The sequence below is a fragment of the Bacteroidales bacterium genome, from assembly GCA_014860585.1.
Lineage (GTDB): Bacteria > Bacteroidota > Bacteroidia > Bacteroidales > 4484-276 > RZYY01.
In genome coordinates this window covers 1-21386 of the sequence record JACZJL010000006.1, presented here as the reverse complement: position 1 = coordinate 21386, position 21386 = coordinate 1, and the positions used below count along the sequence as shown (strand labels likewise).

The following is a 21386-nucleotide window of genomic DNA, read 5'->3' as shown; positions in this document are numbered from 1 at the left end:
TCAGTGTATCATTTAGCACTGAGGAGTAAAGGTCGATACCGGCCATTTCCATTCCGACGATCATCCCCTGTGCCATCTCAATATATTTTTCATCCACCACAAAATGCTGATCGAAGATCTGCCTCGCCTGGTTATATCCGGCTGCTCCGCCAAAAGCTGATGGGATTACATAATTTTCGAACATGGGTTTAATTTTGTAACCGAGCAGCCACCCGTAATTGAAACCATCTTCCCAATACATTCCGCTGCCCAGCCAAAGCGCCAGTTTCCCGTTTATACGAACGGTATCGGCAGCAACAAAAGGGTTTGCAAACGGGCTTGCCGTGATGTTCAGTAACAAAAAGAACAGAACTATCCTTTTCATAATGAGGTGTTTTTAAATTTCATTACAAAGTAAATCAATTTCAAGGGAAAAACCTTGAATACCACACATAAAAATTTATTTACTCAGAAGTAAATGGGATGATTTTGCTAAAAAGAAATCAGGATGCCAGCCTGTCCTGGATTTTAGAACGTACCACCTGGCTTAATGCCTGGTAAGATTCGTTTCCGGGGTGAATCGGTTCAAGAAAGCTAACTGTTATTTGCCGGAAAGGCCTTGGGAAGATACTGCCGGATGGGAATGCGTGCCAGGCGCCATCAATAGCAACAGGAATCACCGGCACTCCCAGCTCACGGCTCAGGATGGCGAAAGTGTCTTTGAATTGCCCGATTGTGCCATCTTTTGTTCTTGTCCCTTCCGGGAAAATAATGATGTTGCGGTTGTTTTGCAGCGCCATGGCCATTTTCTGAATGGACAGGCGCAAGTCATTGTTCAGGTCAACAATAATAATGTTGTTGTGATGTGCCAGGAACTTTAACCAGCGCGGCCGGATGTGCTTTTCTTTTGCGTAAAAGTATGTTTTGCTAAAGGTTTTGCGCTTAAGCAGGGAAGCTATGATAAACCCGTCGAAAAAACTTTGATGGTTGGGCGCAATAATGCATGGTTCCTTCGGGATATTTTGCAGGCCGTTACAGGAGAGCCTGAAATAGACCTTGTAAACATACTTGGAGAACTTAATCATTAATTGACTGAAGTACCAACTTCCCGGGAAACGGATGTGCACTTTTTCCTTTAAAATATCCGACCAGTTAATCGTTTCGAGTTGAAACTTCGATTTTTTTTCACGGATATGCTCAGCAAGCTTCATCACTGAAGGGAAGCTCATCAGGTTTTCCACTTTCAGATCAACCCCAAATGACTTTTCAAGCCAGGTTTGCAAACCAACTTTGTCCAGTGAATCCAAACCGAGGTCAAATTCGAGATGATCGTCCGGGAACACTTCAACAGCTTTTTGTTCTTCGAGGTAAGTTTTTATAATCGTGTATTCTTCAAACTCTGGCGTTGACTTTCGCTCTGTACCTTTTGAAACGGCTTCAAGCAACTGGTGAAGTTTAAAGCGCTGGAGCTTCCCAAGTCTTGTGCGTGGCAACTCACTGGTGACGATCGTGAAGGAAATTATTTTCTTGTAAGGGGCAACGTCTTTATTAAAATGGTTGATCAGTTCATCCCTGAAATATTGTTTCAGATCAGTAACGCCTGCTGCCTGTAATTTTACATGGTCGGCGACGATGAGCGCATGTAGTTTATCATTATGCAAGAGCACGCCGATTTCGGCTACTCCATTGATTTTTTCTTCGATGGCCTGCTCTAATTCGGCAGGATTGATATTTTTTCCACTCGATGTAACAATGATTTCCTTTTTTCTTCCGGTAATTTTTATAAAACCTTGGCTGTCAACTTCGCCCAGATCGCCGGTATAGAGCCAGCCATCTTTTAGTATTGCAGCGGTATCTTCGGGTTTATTGTAATAACCCTGCATGATATTTTTTCCAAAGGCCGTGATTTCTCCGTCGCGGATTTCCACCTTCATGCGGGGCATAATTTGTCCGGCAGCGCCTATTTTCCATTTTCCCGGCCTGGTAAACGAGATCATCGGCGCCGCCTCAGTCATCCCGTATCCCTCCAGCATTTCGAATCCTAAAGTCTTATAATCCATTGCTACTTCGGGATCGAGTGGTGCTCCGCCACAAACCATATATTTCACGTGTCCGCCAAATTTCTGATGAACAGCTTTAAACACTTTTTTGGAAAAACTACGGGAATTGAGCTTTCCGGCCAGCGAAAACATGACCCGTCCGGCTTTGCTTGCCCTTACCTTGTCCATGACTCCCTTGCGGATTAATGCGTAAAGACGCGGAACGCCAATGATGATCGTTACTTTATGCTCCTGAAGGGTTTTTAAAATATCATCCGTTGTCAAAGTCGGCGACATGGCAGTTTTCCCGCCAACCATCAAAGGCGCCATCATAGATCCCAGTAAAGGGAAAATATGATGCAACGGTAAAAGTATCATGGTCGTCTCGGTGTCTTTGTAGATAGGGATATCCTCCGAGACCGCCCTGATGTTGAAGATCAGGTTTTCGTAAGAGAGCATCACACCTTTCTGACTTCCGGTAGTTCCTGAAGTATAGATGATCAGCGCTGTTTTCTGAAAATCGGTAATTTCAAGCTCAGGGTTTATTAATGGTTTCTCAAGATTGGTAAGATCTTCAAATATAAATATGTGTGGAGGACCGGTAATGGATTGCAATGCCGTTTTCAATACATCTTTTTTTGCTGCCGAACAAAAAACCACATCAGGCCGGCAATCGGCAATCATATAATTGAGTTCCGGTGCTGTGGACATAACATCTGCAGGTACTACGATTGCCTGCTGCGACAATGCGCCGTAAAAAGCAAAAATCCACTCAGGTCGGTTTTCTGAATAGATCATTACTTTTTTTGGAATAAATGGCTTTAGAAGTTCATTGTAACTGGCTACTTTATCAACCAGGTCGTTGTAGGTGAAATTTTGGTCTTTGTAAGACAAAGCCAGGCTGGTTCTCGATTGTAAAATTTTCATATTCAGTAATAAACGGCAAAATTAATAAAAGGTTCTAAACAGGGTTTTTTTCCTTTCATCGGTTTTATGACCACTCATGAATTGAAAAGCCCCCGGACTACCTTGATCAGCAAGGGACCGGGGGCAATTCAGTTTAAAAGATATCAGATTAATCGATTAATTTAATCTCAACCCTCCTGTTCTTTGCTCTTCCTTCGCGGGTATCGTTAGTGGCGATAGGATTTTCAATACCAAAACCCTGAACATCTAATCTGCTGGCATCAATTCCTTTACCTTTGAAATATTCAGCTACAGATTGTGCCCGGTCTTTCGAAAGCTGCAGATTCATTTCTGCGCGACCGGTATTATCAGTAAATCCATGTACTTTAAAACGTGTTTCCGGATAGGTATTCATTATGGTAACGATTTCATCAAGGTTCTTGTGAGAGTCTTGTTTGATTTTGGCACTTGAAGTTTCAAAGAAAACATTTTGTGCATTGAAACTAATAGCCTCTACAACTTCCTGTGGGATTGGACATCCTTTATTGCTTGCGGGTCCCCGTTCATTCGGACACTGGTCAAGAAGATCCGTTATGCCGTCGCCATCGGTGTCGGGGCAGCCTTTGAATTGACTAAGGCCACGAACATCAGGGCACTCGTCAAGGTGATCCGGGATGCCGTCGCCATCTTTATCCGGGCAACCTTTGTACTGGGAAAGACCGGCAACATCCGGGCATTCGTCAAGATGATCAGCAATGCCATCACCGTCTTTGTCCGGGCAACCCTTGAGTGCAGCAAGGCCGGCAACATCCGGACAATCGTCATCAATATCCGCTATACCGTCGCCATCTTTATCCGGGCAGCCCTTCAAATCAGCTGTTCCGGCATTTTGCGGGCACCTGTCTAGTTGATCAGTGATACCATCTCCATCAGCATCCGGGCAACCTTCCAATTCTTTCAGACCTGGAACTTCCGGGCATTTATCCTCTTTATCACTGATACCGTCGCCATCCATGTCAGCCTTTTTCCCAACCCTGAATACAACGCCAAATGAATAATGGAAATAATCATTCCAATCGAAAATGTAATCGTATGATCCCTCTGCATTTACCCCTAACCAGTCATTCAGCCACACATTGAATCCAAGTCCGGTAGATTGGGTAAAATAGGTTTTCTCATTGATGTTGGATCCATTGGCGCCCAAGAAAATATAAGGGTCGAAGCGCGCTTCTTCCTTTAAAAGGTAGCCATTGGCAAATTTGTACTCAAACTGCCCGCCGATACGCCAGAACTTGTCAGTTGTTACTGTCGATTCAATGGCAGGCATTGCATTGAGCTTATCAGGCTCGAGGGTGATGGTAGAAAATTCTGCTGCAATGTTGAAGGATTTGTTCAGCAGGCGACCAATCTTGAACTGTGAAGGAAGGGTTTTTCCCATCCAGTTGGCATCGGTAAACTGATCACCGAATGACATCTCTACAGCTTCAAAATCAGCATAGTTGGTGCTGATTCCGAACAACCAGGGTCTTTCCGTGTTTTGTGCAGTAGCACCCAATGTTAAAAGAACTAAAAACGCAAAAATGTAGATTTTTTTCATACTTAATAGTTTTTAAGATTAATAGATATTGAACCGCTTTTTACTTTTTTGTACAAACTTATTCAGAATTTCTCAAACAAACCAGTCTCAGTACATTTTGATCAATAATATTAACATTTTTTAGGCTTAAACTGGTCACTGACCCATTTCAGTAATTTTTTCCAGTTAAGTCAGATTGATTTTTACGCCTGTCCAGTATAATTCTGCTTCATTTTGATAAAAATTTTATAGGTCAAGATTGACAGCTTCAACGGATTTTATTTCAGGGATTGCCCGCTTCATGGCATTTTCAACGCCGCTTTTCAGCGTCATGGTGCTGTAAGGACACGAACCGCAAGCTCCCAACAGACGCACATTAACAATGTTTTCATCAGTTAGTTCAATAAATTCAATATCGCCACCGTCATTCTGGAGGTAAGGCCTGATCTGGTCAATTACATTCTGTACTTTTTTGGTCAATTCTTCTTTGATAATGCTCATAATTTTTATTATTGATAGTTTTTGAATTATTTTGTTCTTTTCATATTCAGGATTCTTCCGGCAATATTTTCCGCAAGGTCAGCAAAAGCTTGCGAAACCGGGTTATTGTTGCCTTCAATGGCAATTGGTTTTCCTGAGTCTCCAGACTCACAAATGCTTTGAACGAGGGGGATCTGTCCTAAAAGCGATACACCCGATTCATTGGCAAGTCGCTTTCCGCCCTCTTTTCCGAAAATATAATACTTGTTTTGGGGTAATTCAGCGGGTGTGAACCACGACATGTTTTCGATCAATCCGAGCACAGGCACCTTAATTTTATTAGAATTAAACATGCTGAAGGCTTTGCGGGCATCGGAAAGGGCAACTTCCTGCGGAGTGCTTACAATTGCAACACCAGTAACTGGTACTTCCTGTACCAGTGTCAGGTGTATATCTCCTGTTCCCGGGGGTAGGTCAATCACGAGGTAATCCAATTCACCCCAGTCGGTGTCGCGAAGCAACTGGTTGAGCGCATTGGAAGCCATCGGACCACGCCAGAGCAACGCTTGTCCGGGATCAACAAAAAATCCGATGGACATCACTTTTAATCCATATTTGTCAATCGGGATGATCACATCGCGCCCGTTGCGCTTTTCGGCAAATGGTTTTTCATCCACCAGGTGAAACATTAATGGCAATGAAGGCCCGTAAATATCCGCATCCAGGATACCGACCCTGTTGCCCTGCTTCGATAAAGCGATGGCGAGGTTTACTGCGACGGTTGATTTTCCAACTCCTCCCTTGCCGGATGCAATTGCGATAATATATTTAATTTTTTCCAGCGGGTTTTCAACTTTCAATTTTCGGGTGATCCCTGTGATCTGAACATCAGATCCCAGGTGTTTTAGAATGGCCTCACGACATCCTTTCTCGACAATCTCGGCATTTTTGGCTTTTGGATCATCAAAGAATAATGAGAAACTGAGCCTGTTTGCGTCGATATTGATTTCGCCAACCATATCGAGGGAGATAATATTGTCGCCTTTCGGGAAGTAGATTACTTCCTTCAATGCATCGAGTACTTTCTCTTTTGTTAAGTTCATTGGGTTTATCTGCTGAAAATTCGCTGCAAAATTAGTAATTTCCACTATTGGGTATCAGAATGTAATAAAATGAAAAGGGGACTTGGCAGCCCCCTTTTCATTAAATATTTACGGAAAATTAAATGTTCTTTTTTGCCAGGTAAAAATCAACCATTTCGTAGCCGCTCTTTTCGCGCTCTTCCATTTCTTTAACGGTTTTTGGCGGAGGAACGATCACTTTGTCGCCTGGTTTCCAGTTGAGTGGCATAGCTACTTTATGCTCGTCGGAAGCCTGAAGTGCTTTGAGTGCACGCCAGATTTCATCCATGTTTCGGCCAACATTGAGCGGGTAGTACATGATCAGTCTGATTTTTCCATTCGGATCCATAAAGAATACAGCGCGGACTGCAGCAGTTTCACTTTCGCCCGGTTGCAACATGCCATACAATTTCGATACTTTCATATCAATGTCGGCCACGATGGGGAATTTCATGAGGATGCCCATGTTTTTCTTCACGTTGTTCACCCATGCTATGTGCGAGTGAATACTGTCGATGCTCAATCCCATGAGTTTGGTGTTGTATTTTGCAAAATCTTCTTCCTGAACTGCAAATTCAGACATTTCGGTGGTGCAAACCGGCGTGAAGTCGGCAGGATGGGAGAAGAAGATCACCCAGCTTCCTTTGTTGTACTCCGAGAATTTCAATTTTCCAATTGTTGTCATCGCCTCAAAATCAGGCGCCATGTCGCCAATTCTTGGCATTTGAGTCACTTCAAAATTTTCCATTTTAAAAATTGTATTTGTTAAATTTTAGTTAAAAAGTTACTATCCTAACGAACAGCAACCTTTGGGAATTGTTTAGCGGCAAAGTTGATTTTTTTGTATAAAAACACTGTTGTCCGACAAAAATTTTGCGTTTTCTCCAGATACGTTGAAAATATTTTGTCTCTACGGGACTTTATTAGATTTGGGGGTAATCTTCAATTCTACCTCTATTTTGCCCAGCTGGGGCAGTCCGGTTAGGGACAAAATATTGGTAGAGAATATGTTTGAATAAGGTGCAAGTCCTGTAGAGCCTGCCCCGATCCGTCGGGGGACGAAATTAGAAATTTGTCGGACAGCAGTGAATTTTTTTTGCCTACTACCTTACTGCCTACTGCCTCACTGCCTTACTGCCTACTGCCTCACTGCCTCACTGCCTACTCCTCTTTATCATGTTCAGCCGGATTCCAGAAAACTTTTTCAATATCAACGATCTGGTCATCTACTACACCAATTCCCTCGCTTTCCAGTAATTGCCGCATCAGGTCCGGGGTGCCAAAATGATTTTTTCCGGTAAGTAGTCCTTTTCTATTGACAACCCTGTGGGCGGGAATGTTTTCAAGGTTATTGTGCGAGGCATTCATGGCCCAGCCCACCATCCGTGCCGAGCCCCTTGTGCCGAGGTATTCGGCAATAGCGCCATAGGATGTAACCTTTCCATAAGGAATCAGTTTTACCACTTCGTAAACTTTCTCAAAAAATGAAATCTCTTCAGCCATGTCCTTGAAAATTAAAAAGTCCCGGAAAACTCCCGGGACTTTTTGTTTGTTGCTATTTAAAGCAAAATTTATTTGATCATCAACTTCTGGCTTGACCAGCCTTCGGCGGTTTCAACCTGGAGGATATACATCCCTGCAGACAGATCGCGAGTGCTGAAAGTTGTTTCCATTCCGTTGATAGCGGACTGATAAACAACCTGTCCGGTGTAGTTCATGACCTTTACCTGTTTCAGTGCTACCTGTCCGTTGATTGTTACTACATCGCTGGCAGGGTTTGGATAAATGTTGAATGCGTTAGTTGATTGATCAACGATGCCAACATTAGTCATGGTTTCAATCTTGATATCATCAATCATGAATACAAATGCATCTTGTGAAATGCACTGGATACCAACATAAACAGTTTCGTTGTCGTAAGCTGACAGGTCGAACATCTTTTCTTCCCAACCTGTTGCCGGAGCTTCCAAATACGGTAATGTAGAAATGATGGTGAAATCAGCAGGATTAGTACCAGTAGTTGATACTCCAATTTTGTATCTTTCAAGTCCATACTGAGCTGTGTAGGATTTTACCCACAGTGTAAGTTTTGAATCAGTCCCCAATTCAACCTGGGGAGAAATCATCCAGTCGTTGTTCCACGGGGCGGAAGTTGAAGCCATACAAGCACCAAAACGAACTCCGCCATGTGGCTGGATTTGAGCATCGCCGGTCATTGGAGGATCAGTGGTTGCTGGATTAAAGGCGATGTAAGCCATTGGTTCGTATGCACCCGGGAATGTTGTGTTTGTGAAGCCATAGGTTGGCAACTGGTCAACATCAAGTGCAAGCCAGGGATCAAAAGTAAATGACCAATCCGGAATACTTTCAAAATCGAGTTCAGCAACAACAGTCAGAGATGGGCCTGTTCCGCCAACTTCGAGAGTAACAGGTACAGTAACCATCGGAGTGGCCGGGTCGTTGCTCGAAATGTTGATAGAAGCCATGTAAGTTCCGGCAGTCAGACCGGCAGCGTTGAAGGTAACAGTTACATCTTGCGACATGTTTGGTTCAAGTGTTCCCATGCCCGGATCAACACTTAGCCATGCCTGGATAGGTTCGCCAACGAGTTTTGCGCGGATGTTCCAGTTGTAGTTGAGTGCAGGATTCAATACAGATAACCTGGCCCAGGTAGCGCCGGTTTTAATCCAGTCGCCATTGGCATTTGCAGGACCTGCATCAGTTCCGGCAGGGAAAACGCCTGCAAGGTTCTGAACAATTTCATAAGCAACCCAAAGGTCACCGCCTGTGTTAACCAGTGGAGTCCATAAAGTTACGGTATTCCATGCTCCGGCAACGCCTGAGAACAGTTGCTCATAAAGCAGTGCTCCTGGCCTGTTGGGAAGGTCTTGTCCGTAAATTTTAATCTTGTACCCGTTTGCAGGGTCGTTAATGTAAACCTGAACTTCAGTAATTTCCATTCCGATATACTCGCCAACCATTGCAGCAGGGAACATGGCAGCTACTTCATAAGTACCACCATTGGTAAGACCAACAGCAGATGAATTTTCACCATCATAATGCAGAAGCACTTCATCATCTGAATTGGCTGGAGCAGATGGGCTGTTAAGGCCGGTAACTACTGAAAGATCATCAGCAGTAAGTGTTGAGGCTGCCATAGCTGCAGCCTCTTCAGCGGTGTTTCTTCCTGCGTGGCCACCTGAGGTAGCATCAAGCGCAGTTACATAAGAAACGAGGATGCTATAATCAAGATCAACAACACCGGTGTTTGAAATGGTGATGGACTGTGTGCTGGTTTGTCCGACTTCAAGGCTTTCTGTTAATGAGGCAGGTGTAACATTAATCACCGGATCGCCTCCGGGAGGAGCTGTTTGTGTAAAGGTGATGTCATCAAAGAAGGCGCCTGGTGTGCCTCCTACGTTCCATGCGTAAAAGTTAACAGCGCCAAGTTGCTTGAGGTTACCAGTGCCAAAGCTTCCGGTACTCCAAACCCAGGTAACAACTGAAGTGCCATCAATGAATAACTCTGCAAAGTCAGCGTTCAGGTCAATATCGCATTTTACTGGGATCCATGTATCATAACTGTAGTTAAAAACTCCGGCGCCTGCACCACCTGCATCAACAAGGCCTAATCCACCCTGGTCGAAGTAGGCTTGCATACCCCATTCGCTGGAGGCTCCGTTGAAAAGCTGGAGGATGTTGAAATAACCAAGCAAACCGTTTGGAACGAAAATGTTAAATTCAACGGCATAAGCTCCTGAAACTTTATCACCTAAAAGCAAAACAGCATCGTTAGTACCGTCAATAACTACCGAATTGACACCACTGAGTGATTGAGCTGAAGAAACCATTGGGTCTTCAGCACCACCAGGTGCATTGCTCCAGGTTGTCCAGTAATCTTTTCCCTGGGCAACAGCTTGTTGTACAAGTTTTTGGCCTGCTGTGTACGATTCAAAATCTTCAACAAGCAGGTTGTCTGTAACCATTTCATAAAGTACATTATCAACATAGTACAATGGGTTCCCGCCAACGTTCCAGGCATAGAAGTTAACACCATCCAGTTTGTTTAGAGTTCCTGTTCCGAATGTACCTAAACTCCACTGGTACTCGTGAATAAGGGCGTTGTTAACATAAAACATACACCAGTCGTCATCAAGGTTCACAAAAACTTTGAGGTCGATCCACTGGTCGTATCCAAAGGTGAAAGTGGCTGCACCAGCGCCATTACCGTCGAGAAGACCTAAACCACCTGCGTCAAAATACACCTGCAAACCCCACTGGCTGCTGGCGCCGGCAAAATCTTGCAGCACATTGAAGTAACCGAGGTTTCCGGCAGGAATATACATCTTGAACACGATGTTGTATTTCCCGGCGGTTTTGTCTTCAAGCAACAAAACAGCGTCGTTCGTACCCGTGATTTTTACTGAGTTAGGACTTGTTGATGAATAGTCGCTTGAAATCACAGGGTCTTCGGCACTTCCGGGTGTATTGCTCCAGGTTGTCCAGTTGACCGGGTTTTCCAGAACCAGTTGTTCACCCGAAGTGTAAGAGTCAAAATTGTCTTCGTAAATCGTAATTTGACCAATAGCAACGAATCCGAAGAAAAACATTGCCAGCAATGAAAGTACATACTTTTTCATGATTTAAACTTTTTAGTTAGTAAAATTAATTTCACCGCAAATTTAAACTTTTTAATTGAAATGCAACAACCAAAAGATTTTCTGAGAATTTTTTGTAAAAAATCAGGTGTCCTTTTCAATTGGCCAAAGTTTTCCCTGCCAGGTATTACGTTCCTCAAACCGTTTTTCAATTCTCTGTAAAACAACATCATAACGCATAGGCCCCCAGTTGGGTCCCTCAAGAAAACGTGGTGGAACTTCACCGGCGAACCGTTCGATGACAATAGAAGGATCGAGACGCTCGACAAAATCAATCACAAGGTCAATGTATTCATTGAGCGCATAAAACCTGAATTTTTCAGGGGTTTGCTTGTATTGATCAGCCATAACCGTGTTTTTTACAACTTGTAACTGGTGAATTTTGAGGGTTGTGATAGGAAGTTTTGATAAAATGGGGGCTTGGGCAACGATTTCCTGGTCGGTTTCACCAGGTAGCCCAAAAATAAGATGCACCCCGGCTTTCAGTCCAAAGGCAGCTGTTTTTTCCAATGCTTTCACCGAATCAGCGAAAGTATGCCCACGGTTAATGAATGCCAGCGAGCGGTCGTAACAGGATTCAAGTCCGTATTCGATGATGATGTAATTGGTTTTGGCCAAATGTTGGAAATAGTCCAGTTTTTCATCATCGATGCAATCAGGACGGGTTCCGATAACCAGACCGGCTACCCTATCAACTTCCAAAGCCTGATCATAAATGGTTTTCAACCGTTCAAGAGAATCGTAGGTGTTGGAATAAGCCTGGAAATAAACCAGGAATTTTTCTGCTCTGCGATAGCGGCGGCTGTGAAACTCAATTCCTTCTTCAATCTGTTGCCTGATGGATTTTTTTGGAGAACAATAAGATGGATTGAAAGCATCATTGTTGCAATAGGTACATCCTCCGGTACCAATAGAACCGTCGCGGTTGGGACATGTAAATCCGGCATCCACGGAGACCTTTTGTACCCGGCCCCCAAACTGACGCTTGAAGTATTCTGAATAACCATTAAACCGGCGTTGATGCCCCCAAATGTATTCCATGATCTATCAAGTTTGTGATATGAAAGAGAATTACTGCACCGCAACTCAAAATCCGAATGGTTTAAATACGACCCAAATGTAAGGATTACTATTCCCTCTTTTTCATGAAAAATTCCTGTAAAAGTTCACTGCTTTCGTTTTGCAATATACCTTTCAAAAGCTCAGTTTTTGGGTGAAGTAGGTTTTGATCCAGTAAAGTAAAACCTCTTTTTGGGTCGAAGGCGCCAAAGACAATCCTTGAAATCTGCGTCCAGTAAGCAGCTCCGGCGCACATCGCGCAGGGTTCGAGGGTGACATACAACGTACAGCCATCGAGGTATTTACTGCCGAGGAAGTTGGAGGCGGCAGTGAAAGCCTGCATCTCGGCATGTGCTGTTACATCGGTGAGTTGCTCGGTGAGGTTGTGTGCCCGGGCAATAATCCGGTTGTTGCAGGCGATGACCGCCCCCACGGGAACCTCATCCTTTTCAAAAGCCTCGCGTGCCTCTTTGAGCGCCTCTCTCATAAAATATTCATCAGAGAAAAAATCCATCATCATCAGTTTATTTTTGACATTTTACAAAAACGAACCGCAATCAGCAACACAACCAAAGCAACAAGAAAAGCAGGTATGAAGGATGATTTTGGTTCAAAGATTTCCGGTCTTAACAATCCCAGAATAAAGAAAAACAGGTTTACAATAAAGCCTGCCGAAATACTCGCCAGTGCAGCATGTTTAAAATGATGCACCTCTTTGCGGATCAATGCCAGAAATGTAACCGGCACAAAAATGACAATGGTTCCAAGCCCCACCACCATCAGGTCAACAATTTTGGGAAACGAAAGCGCCATAAACAAAGCCACAACGCCAAAAACAACGGCTGTAATTCTCACCTTGGCCTGCGTTTGATTTAATGAATCAACTTTTTCTTTTTGCCTCCAGCCAACAAAATCTTTTACTGCCGAAATAGAAATCAGATTGAGAAAGCTGTCGCCCGATGACATCAGCGCCGAAAGAAGTCCTACAATAGCAAATCCCAGAATAAAAGATGTAGTATGCCGGTCAAGAAAAAGATAGGCCACATCTTTTGACAGGATATCACCACCCATCATTAACCTGACCGACATCCCAACCAGGGGAAAAATGATGTAAAAAGGCAACATTCCCAAGCCTGAAATGATACTTGTTCTCCTGGCTGTTTGCGAACTTTGGGCGGCTAACATCCGCTGCCAGATGTCCATCCTCACCATAACCGACGGCGCAAGAAAAAGGGGAAGTCCGATCAGGAACAACCAACCATAGTGAGTTCCCCATAGCATTGTTTCAGGCAGTTCCGAAAGTCGCTGCAATCCTTCGGTGTCCTTGTAAATGCCGGGAATGAAAATTGCAATGATCATAAAAATGATAATGATAAACTGGATCATATCCGTAATAATAACCCCGCCCAGCCCGGCAAAAGCGGTGTAAAATATCACGATCAGGCAGGAAATAATAGCTGCAGGCAGGTAGCCGATTTCAAACGAATACTCGAGCAGGGAGGCCATTCCGACAAACTGGGCAGCAAGCAGGAAAAAGAAAATGAAGATGTTGACACCACTGACAACAGATGAGAAATAACGCGAATGGCTACGGTTGGACTTATCGGTATAGCTGAGATTCAGAAACCCGGGCAGGGAATAGATTGATCTGGCGAACCCAAGGCGATTGATTTTCCCGGCATATTTTGAAAGGATGAAAAATCCGATCACATAAGCCACACCAATTCCAACTGCTGCAAAGCCCGATTCGTACCCCATGGCCATCAGTCCCATGGAAGTACCGCCACCGACAAAGGTGGCCAGTGTTGTGAAAACAAGTGGCAGGAGTTTGGTTTTACGATTGTTGACCAAATAACCCTCAGCATCTTCGGACTTTACATGCCTGAGCGTGAAGTAGATAATTACAATCATGTAAATCGAAATCCAGAATATCAGCCAGGTCATACATTTGCTTTTTAGGTTGGTAAAAATACATGAAAGTCTGGATAAAATTCTATTCGCGAAAACTATCAGGAAACGTTTTTCGTTTCAAATCCAAACCTTGACAAATTCAAACAAAAGCCAAACATTTGGCAGAATGAATTGTTTATCTGTAAAATTCACAAAACATTTAAAATTAATATTATGATTTCAAAAAGATTAGAGCAAGCGATCAATGATCAGATAAAAGTTGAAGAACAGTCATCAAGAATTTACATGGCAATGGCTTCGTGGTGCGAAGTAAAAGGCCTGCCTGGTGCAGCAAAATTCCTTTATACGCACAGCGATGAGGAGCGTATGCACCAGTTAAAGTTCGTTCATTTTCTCAATACAAGAGGTGGTCATGCCGTTCTTCAGGCAGTTGAGCAACCGGCAGCCGAGTACAAATCAGTAGAAGAATTGTTTGATCATGTGCTGAAGCATGAGCAGTTTGTAACCAGGAAAATTAATGATCTGGTGGACATTTGTCTTGAAGAAAAAGACCACACCACCAACAACTTCCTTCAGTGGTTTGTCACCGAGCAGATCGAGGAGGAAAGCCTTGTGCAGGATGTAGTAGATAAGATCAAACTTGTCGGCGAGTCGAAAGTGGGCAATTTCCATATCGACATGTATCTTGCAGGCCTTGCTGCTGCTGAAGCCGCCGGTGAAGCAGTGTAAGACCGAAGCGTATCGAAAAGCATAGATGAGGCTGTCTCAAAAGTCTGGATTTAACCCGAACCGTTGAAAATCAGGAGTGCCCCGTCCCTTCCCGTAGGGATCCCTATGGGAAAAGGGAGCCTGATTTTCAACGTTTTCCCTTTAGGGATCAAGGGTTAAAAACGTTGAAAATCCAAATGAAAGACTTTTGAGACAGCCTCTTTTTCTTTTGCACTTGCGGTTTTGTTCAGTGCTGGGTTTGTGAGGCTTCAATTTGGATCGGATTTATGGCTCCCTGCTATCCAATCTCAGGATTTTGTGTAGGTTTGCAGCACAATTCAAAATTTACTTACATTACAATTTTATGAAAGAGATACGGATGGTTGACCTTAAAGGTCAGTATGATAAAATTAAACATGAGATTGATGCTGCAATCCAGGAAGTGATCAACACTACTTCATTCATTAATGGCCCTGCAGTGAGAGATTTTCAGGCCGATCTGGAGAAATACCTTGACGTGAAACATGTGATTCCCTGTGCCAATGGAACCGATGCGTTGCAGGTAGCCATGATGGGGCTTGATCTGAAACCCGGGGACGAGGTGATCACCACGTCGTTCACATTTATTGCCACAGCAGAGGTCATTGCCCTTTTAAAACTCACACCTGTCCTTGTGGATGTTGACCCCGACACCTTCAACATTGACCCTGCAGCCATCCGCAAAGCCATTACCCCCAAGACAAAAGCCATCGTTCCGGTGCATCTTTTCGGTCAGTGTGCCGACATGGAGGAAATTCTGAAGATTGCCGCCGAGTTTAAACTCTATGTGATTGAGGACACGTGCCAGGCCATTGGTTCCGATTTCATTTTCAGCGACGGAACCGTAAAAAAAGCGGGCACAATGAGTGATGTTTCCGGGATGTCGTTTTTCCCTTCCAAAAACCTGGGTTGTTTTGGCGATGGCGGCGCTATTTTCACCAACAATGATGACCTGGCCAAACAAATGCGCAGTGTGGTCAATCACGGGATGACTGTTCGTTATTATCATGATCATATTGGTGTCAATTCAAGACTGGACAGCATTCAGGCCGCCGTATTAAAGGTTAAATTGAAATATCTCGACGAATATATCATGGCACGGCGCGCAGCTGCCGACTTTTACGATCATGCCTTTGCCGGTCATCCAAAGTTGAAAACACCTTTCAGGGCTGTCAACACCACACATGTTTTTCATCAATATACGCTGGTTACCAGCAACCTGAACCGCGATGAGATGCAGCAATTCCTTGCTTCAAAAAACATCCCGGCCATGATCTACTACCCCGTACCGATGCACATTCAGAAAGCCTACCAGGACCCGCGCTACAAAGAGGGCGACTTCCCGGTGACAGAGCACCTGTGCAGAACAGTTATTTCGTTACCCATGCACACCGAACTGGATGAAACGCAATTAGCGTACATCACCTCGGCAGTGCTTGAATTTGCAAATAAATAATCAATGGAGAAAGAATATTTCGCCCACGAAACGGCTGTCGTTGACGAGGGCTGTCAAATAGGGAGAGGAACAAAAATCTGGCACTTTTCGCACGTGATGAGAGATTGTGTGATCGGTGAAAATTGCAACATCGGACAGAATGTAGTCATTTCGCCGGAAGTGATCCTGGGGAAAAATGTGAAGATTCAGAACAACGTTTCAATTTATACCGGGGTAACCTGCGAGGATGATGTTTTCCTTGGGCCATCGATGGTTTTTACCAACATTACCAACCCGCGAAGTGCTGTAATACGCAGGGGGCAGTATGAAAAAACGCTGGTTAGGCGGGGCGCATCAATAGGCGCCAACGCAACTATTGTCTGTGGCCATGATATAGGGGAGTTTGCCTTTATTGGCGCCGGTGCGGTGGTTACCAAAGAGGTCCTTCCTTACGCACTGGTTGTTGGAAATCCTGCCAGGCAAATCGGTTGGATGAGCGAGTTTGGACATCGCCTTGAGTTTGACGAAAACGGAACAGCCGTTTGTCCTGAAAGCAAAGAGAGATATGAACTGAAAAATGGAAGAGTCAGGAAAATTTGATCTACCTTCAACGAGTTCAGGTCACATTCCAAATCAAGGATTTAATAAACCAGAACGCATAAAATCAATTTCTCTCACCGAATAACAATTAACGATGAACCAAAAACGATTAACTTTTAAACAATGAGTATTTACGAAAAACTGCTGAATAAAGAAACCAGCCTCTCCCTCATCGGACTGGGTTATGTGGGATTGCCGATTGCACTTGCTTTTGCCAAAAAAATACATGTTGTAGGTTTCGACATCAAGCCTGAGCGGATAGAAATGATGAAAAACGGGATCGACCCAAGCAATGAACTCCCGTCCGAAACATTTAAAGGCTGCGACATCCATTATACTGCCAACCCCGAAGATCTGAAGAGAGCTTCTTTTCATATCGTGGCCGTTCCCACCCCGATTGACGACAGCAATATGCCCGATCTGACACCGCTGATTGCTGCAACACGTACAGTGGGGAAAATCCTGAAAAAGGGAGATTACGTGGTGTATGAGTCCACAGTTTATCCGGGTGCTACCGAGGAGGATTGCATCCCGCTGCTCGAAGAACTCTCCGGTCTGAAGTACATCGAGGATTTCAAGGTAGGTTTTTCGCCGGAGAGGATCAACCCGGGTGATAAAGTCCACACACTGGCTACGATCGTAAAAGTAGTTTCGGGCTGTGATGCGGAGTCGCTCGAAATGATAGCCAAAACCTACGAACTGGTCGTTGATGCAGGTGTTCACAGAGCACCCTCGATCAAGGTTGCCGAGGCTGCCAAGATCATCGAAAACACACAGCGCGACGTGAACATTGCACTGATGAACGAACTTTCGATCATCTTCAACCGGATGGGAATCAACACCTACGATGTGCTGGAGGCAGCCGGAACCAAATGGAATTTCCTCCACTTCTATCCCGGACTGGTTGGAGGGCACTGCATCGGCGTTGATCCTTATTATTTGGCCTACAAAGCAAAAAAATTCAAATACCACCCGCAGATCATCAACTCAGGTCGCTTCCTGAATGATTCGATGGGTTTTTATGTGGCCAAACAAACGGTGAAAAAGATGATTAAAGCCAACAAAAACATCTCAGGCGCCAAAGTGCTGGTGATGGGGATTACTTTTAAGGAAGATGTGAGCGACATCCGCAACTCCCGTGTGCCCGACATCATCTCAGAGCTGCAGTCCTATGGTGTTCATGTTGATATTGTGGATGCACATGCCGACCCTGCTGAGGTAAAACATGAATATGGATTTGAGTTGTCCTCAGGTGTAAATGATAAGTATGACGCTGTGATTGTTGCAGTGAATCATGAACCTTACAAAGTATTGGACGAAAAGTATTTTAAATCAATCACCACGGAAAACGCAGTGTTGGTTGATGTCAAAGGACTATACAGGAACAGGATCAAAGAGATGACCTATTGGAGTTTGTAGGATCTGAGAAGATATACCAGGTTAAAAGCCTCGAAATTGACCGCTCCGGTTTTTTTTGGATGAAAAGGTTATCTTTGATGAAAATTTTTACAGCATTTAACCCGAACAGATTTTAAATGAATAAGATACTGGTTACAGGCGGAACAGGTTACATCGGATCGCACACTGTGGTGGAGTTGCAGGCAAAAGGCTTCGGGGTGATGGTCGTTGATAACCTATCCAACTCCGTGATCGAAGTGTTGGATCATATTTCAGCCATTACAGGCGCCAGGCCTGCTTTTGAACAATTAGACCTGGCGGATCGGGAAAAAACGTTAGCTTTTTTTCAACGGAACAAGGATATTTCAGCCGTCATTCACTTTGCGGCCAGTAAGGCGGTGGGTGAGTCGGTAGAAAAGCCGCTGATGTACTATCACAACAACCTTTTTTCGCTGATCAACATCCTGCAGGGGATGATGGATAATGGGATCGAAAACCTGGTATTTTCCTCCTCCTGCACCGTTTATGGACAGCCTGAAAAACTGCCCGTTGACGAAAATGCACCCGTTCAGTTGGCCATGTCGCCTTATGGCAATACCAAGCAAATTTCGGAAGAGATCATTTCGGACACCACCAAATCATCGGCAATAAAAGCCATTGCCTTGAGGTATTTCAACCCCATTGGCGCCCACGAATCTGCATTGATCGGTGAACTGCCGCTCGGAATTCCGAATAACCTTTTACCGTTTATCACCCAGACAGCCATTGGTATCCGCAGTCAACTCAAAGTTTATGGCGACGATTATCCAACGCCCGACGGCACACCCATCCGCGATTACATTCACGTGGTGGACCTGGCCAAAGCCCATGTCGTCGCCGTTGAGCGGATGATACACGGCAAGGCGAAAAAACAATTTGAAGTTTTCAACCTCGGAACAGGCAAAGGCTACTCGGTGTTGGAAGTAATCAACAGCTTTGAGAAAGTGGCAGGAGTAAAACTCAACTACAAAATTGTTGATCGTCGTCCCGGCGATGTGACCCAGGTGTGGGCCGACACAACATTTGCCAACAAGGAACTGGGCTGGAAAGCCGAAAAAGGGATTGACAAGATGACTGACTCGGCCTGGAAATGGGAGTTGGCACTGCAGGCAAAAAGGAAAAACAATAACAGATAAATCAATACATTATGGAAGCTTACATCAAAACGATTATGGTCACTGGCGGTGCAGGATTCATAGGTTCGCACCTCATCCGGTTACTGGTGAATAAGTACCCGAATTACCGGATCATCAACGTGGATAAACTAACCTATGCCGGCAACCTCGAAAACCTCAGGGATGTTGAGGATAAACCCAATTACAAGTTTGTCAAAGCAGACATTGTGGAAGATGAAGAGATGCAGAAGTTGTTCAATGTGTTCAAGTTCGACGGTGTGATCCACCTGGCCGCCGAGTCGCATGTTGACCGCTCCATTGCCAGTCCGACAGAGTTTATCTTGACAAATATTGTGGGAACAGCCAATTTGCTGAATGCAGCGAGGTTTTACTGGCAGGGCAATTTCGGGGGAAAGCTTTTTTATCACGTTTCCACCGACGAGGTTTACGGCTCGCTGGGTGACACCGGCCTGTTTACCGAAAAAACGCCGTACGATCCCCGCAGTCCATATTCTGCCTCCAAAGCAAGCTCCGATCACCTGGTCAGGGCCTATTTTCACACCTTCGGTCTGCCGGTAAAAATATCCAATTGTTCCAATAATTACGGTGGTTACCAGTTTCCCGAAAAGCTGATCCCACTGTTTATCCATAACATCAAAAACAATAAAAAGCTCCCTGTTTATGGTAAAGGGTTGAATGTCCGCGACTGGCTTTATGTCGAAGACCATGCAGCCGCCATTGATGTGATCTATCACCGTGGAAAAATCGGCGAAACCTATAACATTGGCGGAAACAATGAGTGGAAGAACATCGAACTCATCAGAGCCTTATGCAGGATCATGGACAAAAAACTCGGCCGCGCACACGGAGAGTCCGAGAAGCTGATCACTTATGTGAAAGACCGCGCAGGACACGACATGCGTTACGCCATCGACTCCTCAAAACTTCAGAAGGAACTCGGCTGGAAACCATCAGTGAACTTTGAAGAAGGTCTCGAAAGAACTGTGGACTGGTACCTCCAAAACACCGACTGGCTCGAAAATGTCACCTCAGGGGATTACCTGAAATATTATGAGGAGCAGTACCTGAACAGGTAATGAAAACAATAAAAATATTATAGTTTCATAATTTATTGGGGTTCTGACTATTTCTGGAGTTAATTTCTGATCCAAGAAAATTCATCTCTTTCCCATCTAGCACAAGGATCATATGCTTCTACATAATTCCAAAAACCAATAATGTTATTAAAAGAATCAAAATCCAATAGCGGAAAATCTAATCTTAAAAGTTCCATTATACTGACTTTCACAAATTGAAAACCCTCTTGCATAATCTCCTTCTGCTTATCAATTGGCAAGCTCAAGTCCAAATCACCTTCTATTTTAAATACAATTATGTTTTGGCGGTTAAGTGAAATGGATACAGGAAATAGAAATTTCCCCATATCAACTATCGTATAACTTCCACTTGAAATCTGAGCAGCAAGTATCTGCAATTTCAGATTAAGGAAGTCATGATATGTAAGGTCTATCTTATCTGATAAATTATTCTTCTTTGATTGAGCATTGCAATTAACAAAGCATAATAGAATAAATGTTATTAGCGCAACTCTTTTCATAATCCTGTTTTTTTTAGTTATTCTTCTTCAATGATTACCCTGAACACTCTATGATTATCATTTGCATTTACAGCTTGTGCGCCGATTTGCGCAGCGGTCCTATTGGTGACCCTTAAACAACCTCTTGTTCCAACAAGCCTTTGCTGTGTCTGTAAAGCATTTTCTCCTAATACTGTGCCACCACCATGGACACCCAATTCTGTCCTATTGGATGTTTCTATATCACCCTTGTCTGGATTTAATAAAATAAAATATCTTCCTTGTGCAATTAGTTGGGAATTAGGCTCACCTTCAGGAACTAATACCGGTGAACCATCAGTATTTACAAAGGTTCCATCCTGATCTCTATCCAAAACAATTGACACAGTAGCTTCACCACTTGGTGTATCGCCATAAGTTTCACACGGATCTCTGGTTGGATTTTTCCCACTGTTTGTTGTTCCTCGTCCCAATACTTGATCGCCCCCTTCTAAAGGGACATCTTGCCCATTAACAATCAGTGTCATTCTGCCTTGTTGAGTTCTATCTTGAGGTAGACAAACATTCAAAGTGTCTAAGCCTAAAGGATCAATGAAGTTAATGGGATTATTAAAACAGTAATGATATGTGTTAGTCTCAAAATGTTTCTCCGCCAGCGGATCCACCACATGCCACCTCCCCAGCGTGGCATCATAAAACCTCGCCCCGTAATCGTACCAATCCAGT

19 protein-coding genes are annotated in these 21386 nt (G+C 44.1%); 6 read left to right on the top strand and 13 right to left on the bottom strand.

The features are described from left to right. The 11 genes from IH598_00565 to IH598_00515 all read right to left on the bottom strand — a co-directional run. Nucleotides 1-364, bottom strand: a 364-nt coding sequence (locus IH598_00565) for a hypothetical protein (protein MBE0636994.1), incomplete at its 3' end; no start/stop codon positions are given. A gap of 118 nt (nt 365-482) precedes the next feature. After that, nucleotides 483-2945: an AMP-binding protein gene (locus IH598_00560; GenBank protein ID MBE0636993.1), complete on the bottom strand. Its 2463-nt coding sequence runs from the start codon at nt 2943-2945 to the stop codon at nt 483-485. A 148-nt stretch (nt 2946-3093) separates the two neighbouring features. After that, nucleotides 3094-4521 (bottom strand): OmpA family protein, encoded by a 1428-nt coding sequence (locus IH598_00555; protein ID MBE0636992.1) that lies wholly within the window; start codon nt 4519-4521, stop codon nt 3094-3096. 225 nt (nt 4522-4746) lie between these two features. Beyond that, on the bottom strand, nt 4747-5001 hold the full coding sequence (locus IH598_00550; GenBank protein ID MBE0636991.1) for a NifU family protein: 255 nt from the start codon (nt 4999-5001) through the stop codon (nt 4747-4749). 26 nt (nt 5002-5027) lie between these two features. Beyond that, nucleotides 5028-6083, bottom strand: a complete 1056-nt coding sequence (locus IH598_00545) for an Mrp/NBP35 family ATP-binding protein (protein ID MBE0636990.1) — start codon at nt 6081-6083, stop codon at nt 5028-5030. A 118-nt stretch (nt 6084-6201) separates the two neighbouring features. Next, the gene (locus tag IH598_00540) at nt 6202-6849 is read right to left on the bottom strand and encodes a peroxiredoxin (GenBank protein ID MBE0636989.1); all 648 of its coding nucleotides are present in this window, start codon (nt 6847-6849) and stop codon (nt 6202-6204) included. Between the two features lie 413 nt (nt 6850-7262). After that, nucleotides 7263-7604 carry an MGMT family protein gene (locus IH598_00535; GenBank protein MBE0636988.1) on the bottom strand — a complete coding sequence of 114 codons (342 nt, stop codon included), beginning with the start codon at nt 7602-7604 and terminating at the stop codon, nt 7263-7265. A 68-nt stretch (nt 7605-7672) separates the two neighbouring features. Further along, nucleotides 7673-10741, bottom strand: a complete 3069-nt coding sequence (locus tag IH598_00530; protein MBE0636987.1) for a T9SS type A sorting domain-containing protein — start codon at nt 10739-10741, stop codon at nt 7673-7675. Nucleotides 10742-10843: 102 nt separating this feature from the next. Then, nucleotides 10844-11800 (bottom strand): TIGR01212 family radical SAM protein, encoded by a 957-nt coding sequence (locus tag IH598_00525; GenBank protein MBE0636986.1) that lies wholly within the window; start codon nt 11798-11800, stop codon nt 10844-10846. A gap of 88 nt (nt 11801-11888) precedes the next feature. Next, complete coding sequence (locus tag IH598_00520) at nt 11889-12335, bottom strand: nucleoside deaminase (GenBank protein ID MBE0636985.1); 447 nt, start codon at nt 12333-12335, stop codon at nt 11889-11891. A 2-nt stretch (nt 12336-12337) separates the two neighbouring features. Then, the gene (locus IH598_00515; GenBank protein MBE0636984.1) at nt 12338-13762 is read right to left on the bottom strand and encodes a sodium:solute symporter family protein; all 1425 of its coding nucleotides are present in this window, start codon (nt 13760-13762) and stop codon (nt 12338-12340) included. A gap of 180 nt (nt 13763-13942) precedes the next feature. On the opposite strand from IH598_00515, the gene IH598_00510 reads away from it, so the two are divergent. The 6 genes from IH598_00510 to rfbB all read left to right on the top strand — a co-directional run bounded on the left by IH598_00510 (nt 13943) and on the right by rfbB (nt 20160). Continuing rightward, the gene (locus tag IH598_00510) at nt 13943-14458 is read left to right on the top strand and encodes a ferritin (protein ID MBE0636983.1); all 516 of its coding nucleotides are present in this window, start codon (nt 13943-13945) and stop codon (nt 14456-14458) included. Nucleotides 14459-14801: 343 nt separating this feature from the next. Next, the gene (locus IH598_00505) at nt 14802-15932 is read left to right on the top strand and encodes a DegT/DnrJ/EryC1/StrS family aminotransferase (GenBank protein MBE0636982.1); all 1131 of its coding nucleotides are present in this window, start codon (nt 14802-14804) and stop codon (nt 15930-15932) included. Between the two features lie 3 nt (nt 15933-15935). Continuing rightward, the gene (locus IH598_00500) at nt 15936-16511 is read left to right on the top strand and encodes an N-acetyltransferase (protein ID MBE0636981.1); all 576 of its coding nucleotides are present in this window, start codon (nt 15936-15938) and stop codon (nt 16509-16511) included. Nucleotides 16512-16640: 129 nt separating this feature from the next. Further along, on the top strand, nt 16641-17930 hold the full coding sequence (locus IH598_00495) for a nucleotide sugar dehydrogenase (protein ID MBE0636980.1): 1290 nt from the start codon (nt 16641-16643) through the stop codon (nt 17928-17930). A 116-nt stretch (nt 17931-18046) separates the two neighbouring features. Further along, a complete protein-coding gene (galE, locus tag IH598_00490; protein MBE0636979.1) occupies nt 18047-19084 on the top strand; it encodes a UDP-glucose 4-epimerase GalE in 1038 nt (345 codons plus the stop codon). An 11-nt stretch (nt 19085-19095) separates the two neighbouring features. Then, entirely contained in the window at nt 19096-20160 is a 1065-nt protein-coding gene (rfbB, locus tag IH598_00485) for a dTDP-glucose 4,6-dehydratase (protein ID MBE0636978.1), read from the top strand. A 59-nt stretch (nt 20161-20219) separates the two neighbouring features. On the opposite strand, the gene IH598_00480 is transcribed toward rfbB, so the two are convergent. Both IH598_00480 and IH598_00475 read right to left on the bottom strand, forming a co-directional pair. Beyond that, the gene (locus tag IH598_00480; GenBank protein MBE0636977.1) at nt 20220-20681 is read right to left on the bottom strand and encodes a hypothetical protein; all 462 of its coding nucleotides are present in this window, start codon (nt 20679-20681) and stop codon (nt 20220-20222) included. 17 nt (nt 20682-20698) lie between these two features. Further along, a partial coding sequence (locus IH598_00475; GenBank protein ID MBE0636976.1) for an RHS repeat-associated core domain-containing protein occupies nt 20699-21386 on the bottom strand: 688 nt, incomplete at its 5' end.

Coding starts and splice junctions, on each gene's coding strand:
- IH598_00510 (MBE0636983.1), top strand. CDS start 13,943: ATGATTTCAAAAAGATTAGAGCAAGCGATCAATGATCAGATAAAAGTT.
- IH598_00520 (MBE0636985.1), bottom strand. CDS start 12,335: ATGATGGATTTTTTCTCTGATGAATATTTTATGAGAGAGGCGCTCAAA.
- IH598_00500 (MBE0636981.1), top strand. CDS start 15,936: ATGGAGAAAGAATATTTCGCCCACGAAACGGCTGTCGTTGACGAGGGC.
- IH598_00540 (MBE0636989.1), bottom strand. CDS start 6,849: ATGGAAAATTTTGAAGTGACTCAAATGCCAAGAATTGGCGACATGGCG.
- IH598_00550 (MBE0636991.1), bottom strand. CDS start 5,001: ATGAGCATTATCAAAGAAGAATTGACCAAAAAAGTACAGAATGTAATT.
- IH598_00515 (MBE0636984.1), bottom strand. CDS start 13,762: ATGACCTGGCTGATATTCTGGATTTCGATTTACATGATTGTAATTATC.
- IH598_00525 (MBE0636986.1), bottom strand. CDS start 11,800: ATGGAATACATTTGGGGGCATCAACGCCGGTTTAATGGTTATTCAGAA.
- IH598_00480 (MBE0636977.1), bottom strand. CDS start 20,681: ATGAAAAGAGTTGCGCTAATAACATTTATTCTATTATGCTTTGTTAAT.
- IH598_00545 (MBE0636990.1), bottom strand. CDS start 6,083: ATGAACTTAACAAAAGAGAAAGTACTCGATGCATTGAAGGAAGTAATC.
- galE (MBE0636979.1), top strand. CDS start 18,047: ATGAATAAGATACTGGTTACAGGCGGAACAGGTTACATCGGATCGCAC.
- IH598_00505 (MBE0636982.1), top strand. CDS start 14,802: ATGAAAGAGATACGGATGGTTGACCTTAAAGGTCAGTATGATAAAATT.
- IH598_00530 (MBE0636987.1), bottom strand. CDS start 10,741: ATGAAAAAGTATGTACTTTCATTGCTGGCAATGTTTTTCTTCGGATTC.
- IH598_00560 (MBE0636993.1), bottom strand. CDS start 2,945: ATGAAAATTTTACAATCGAGAACCAGCCTGGCTTTGTCTTACAAAGAC.
- IH598_00535 (MBE0636988.1), bottom strand. CDS start 7,604: ATGGCTGAAGAGATTTCATTTTTTGAGAAAGTTTACGAAGTGGTAAAA.
- IH598_00555 (MBE0636992.1), bottom strand. CDS start 4,521: ATGAAAAAAATCTACATTTTTGCGTTTTTAGTTCTTTTAACATTGGGT.
- rfbB (MBE0636978.1), top strand. CDS start 19,096: ATGGAAGCTTACATCAAAACGATTATGGTCACTGGCGGTGCAGGATTC.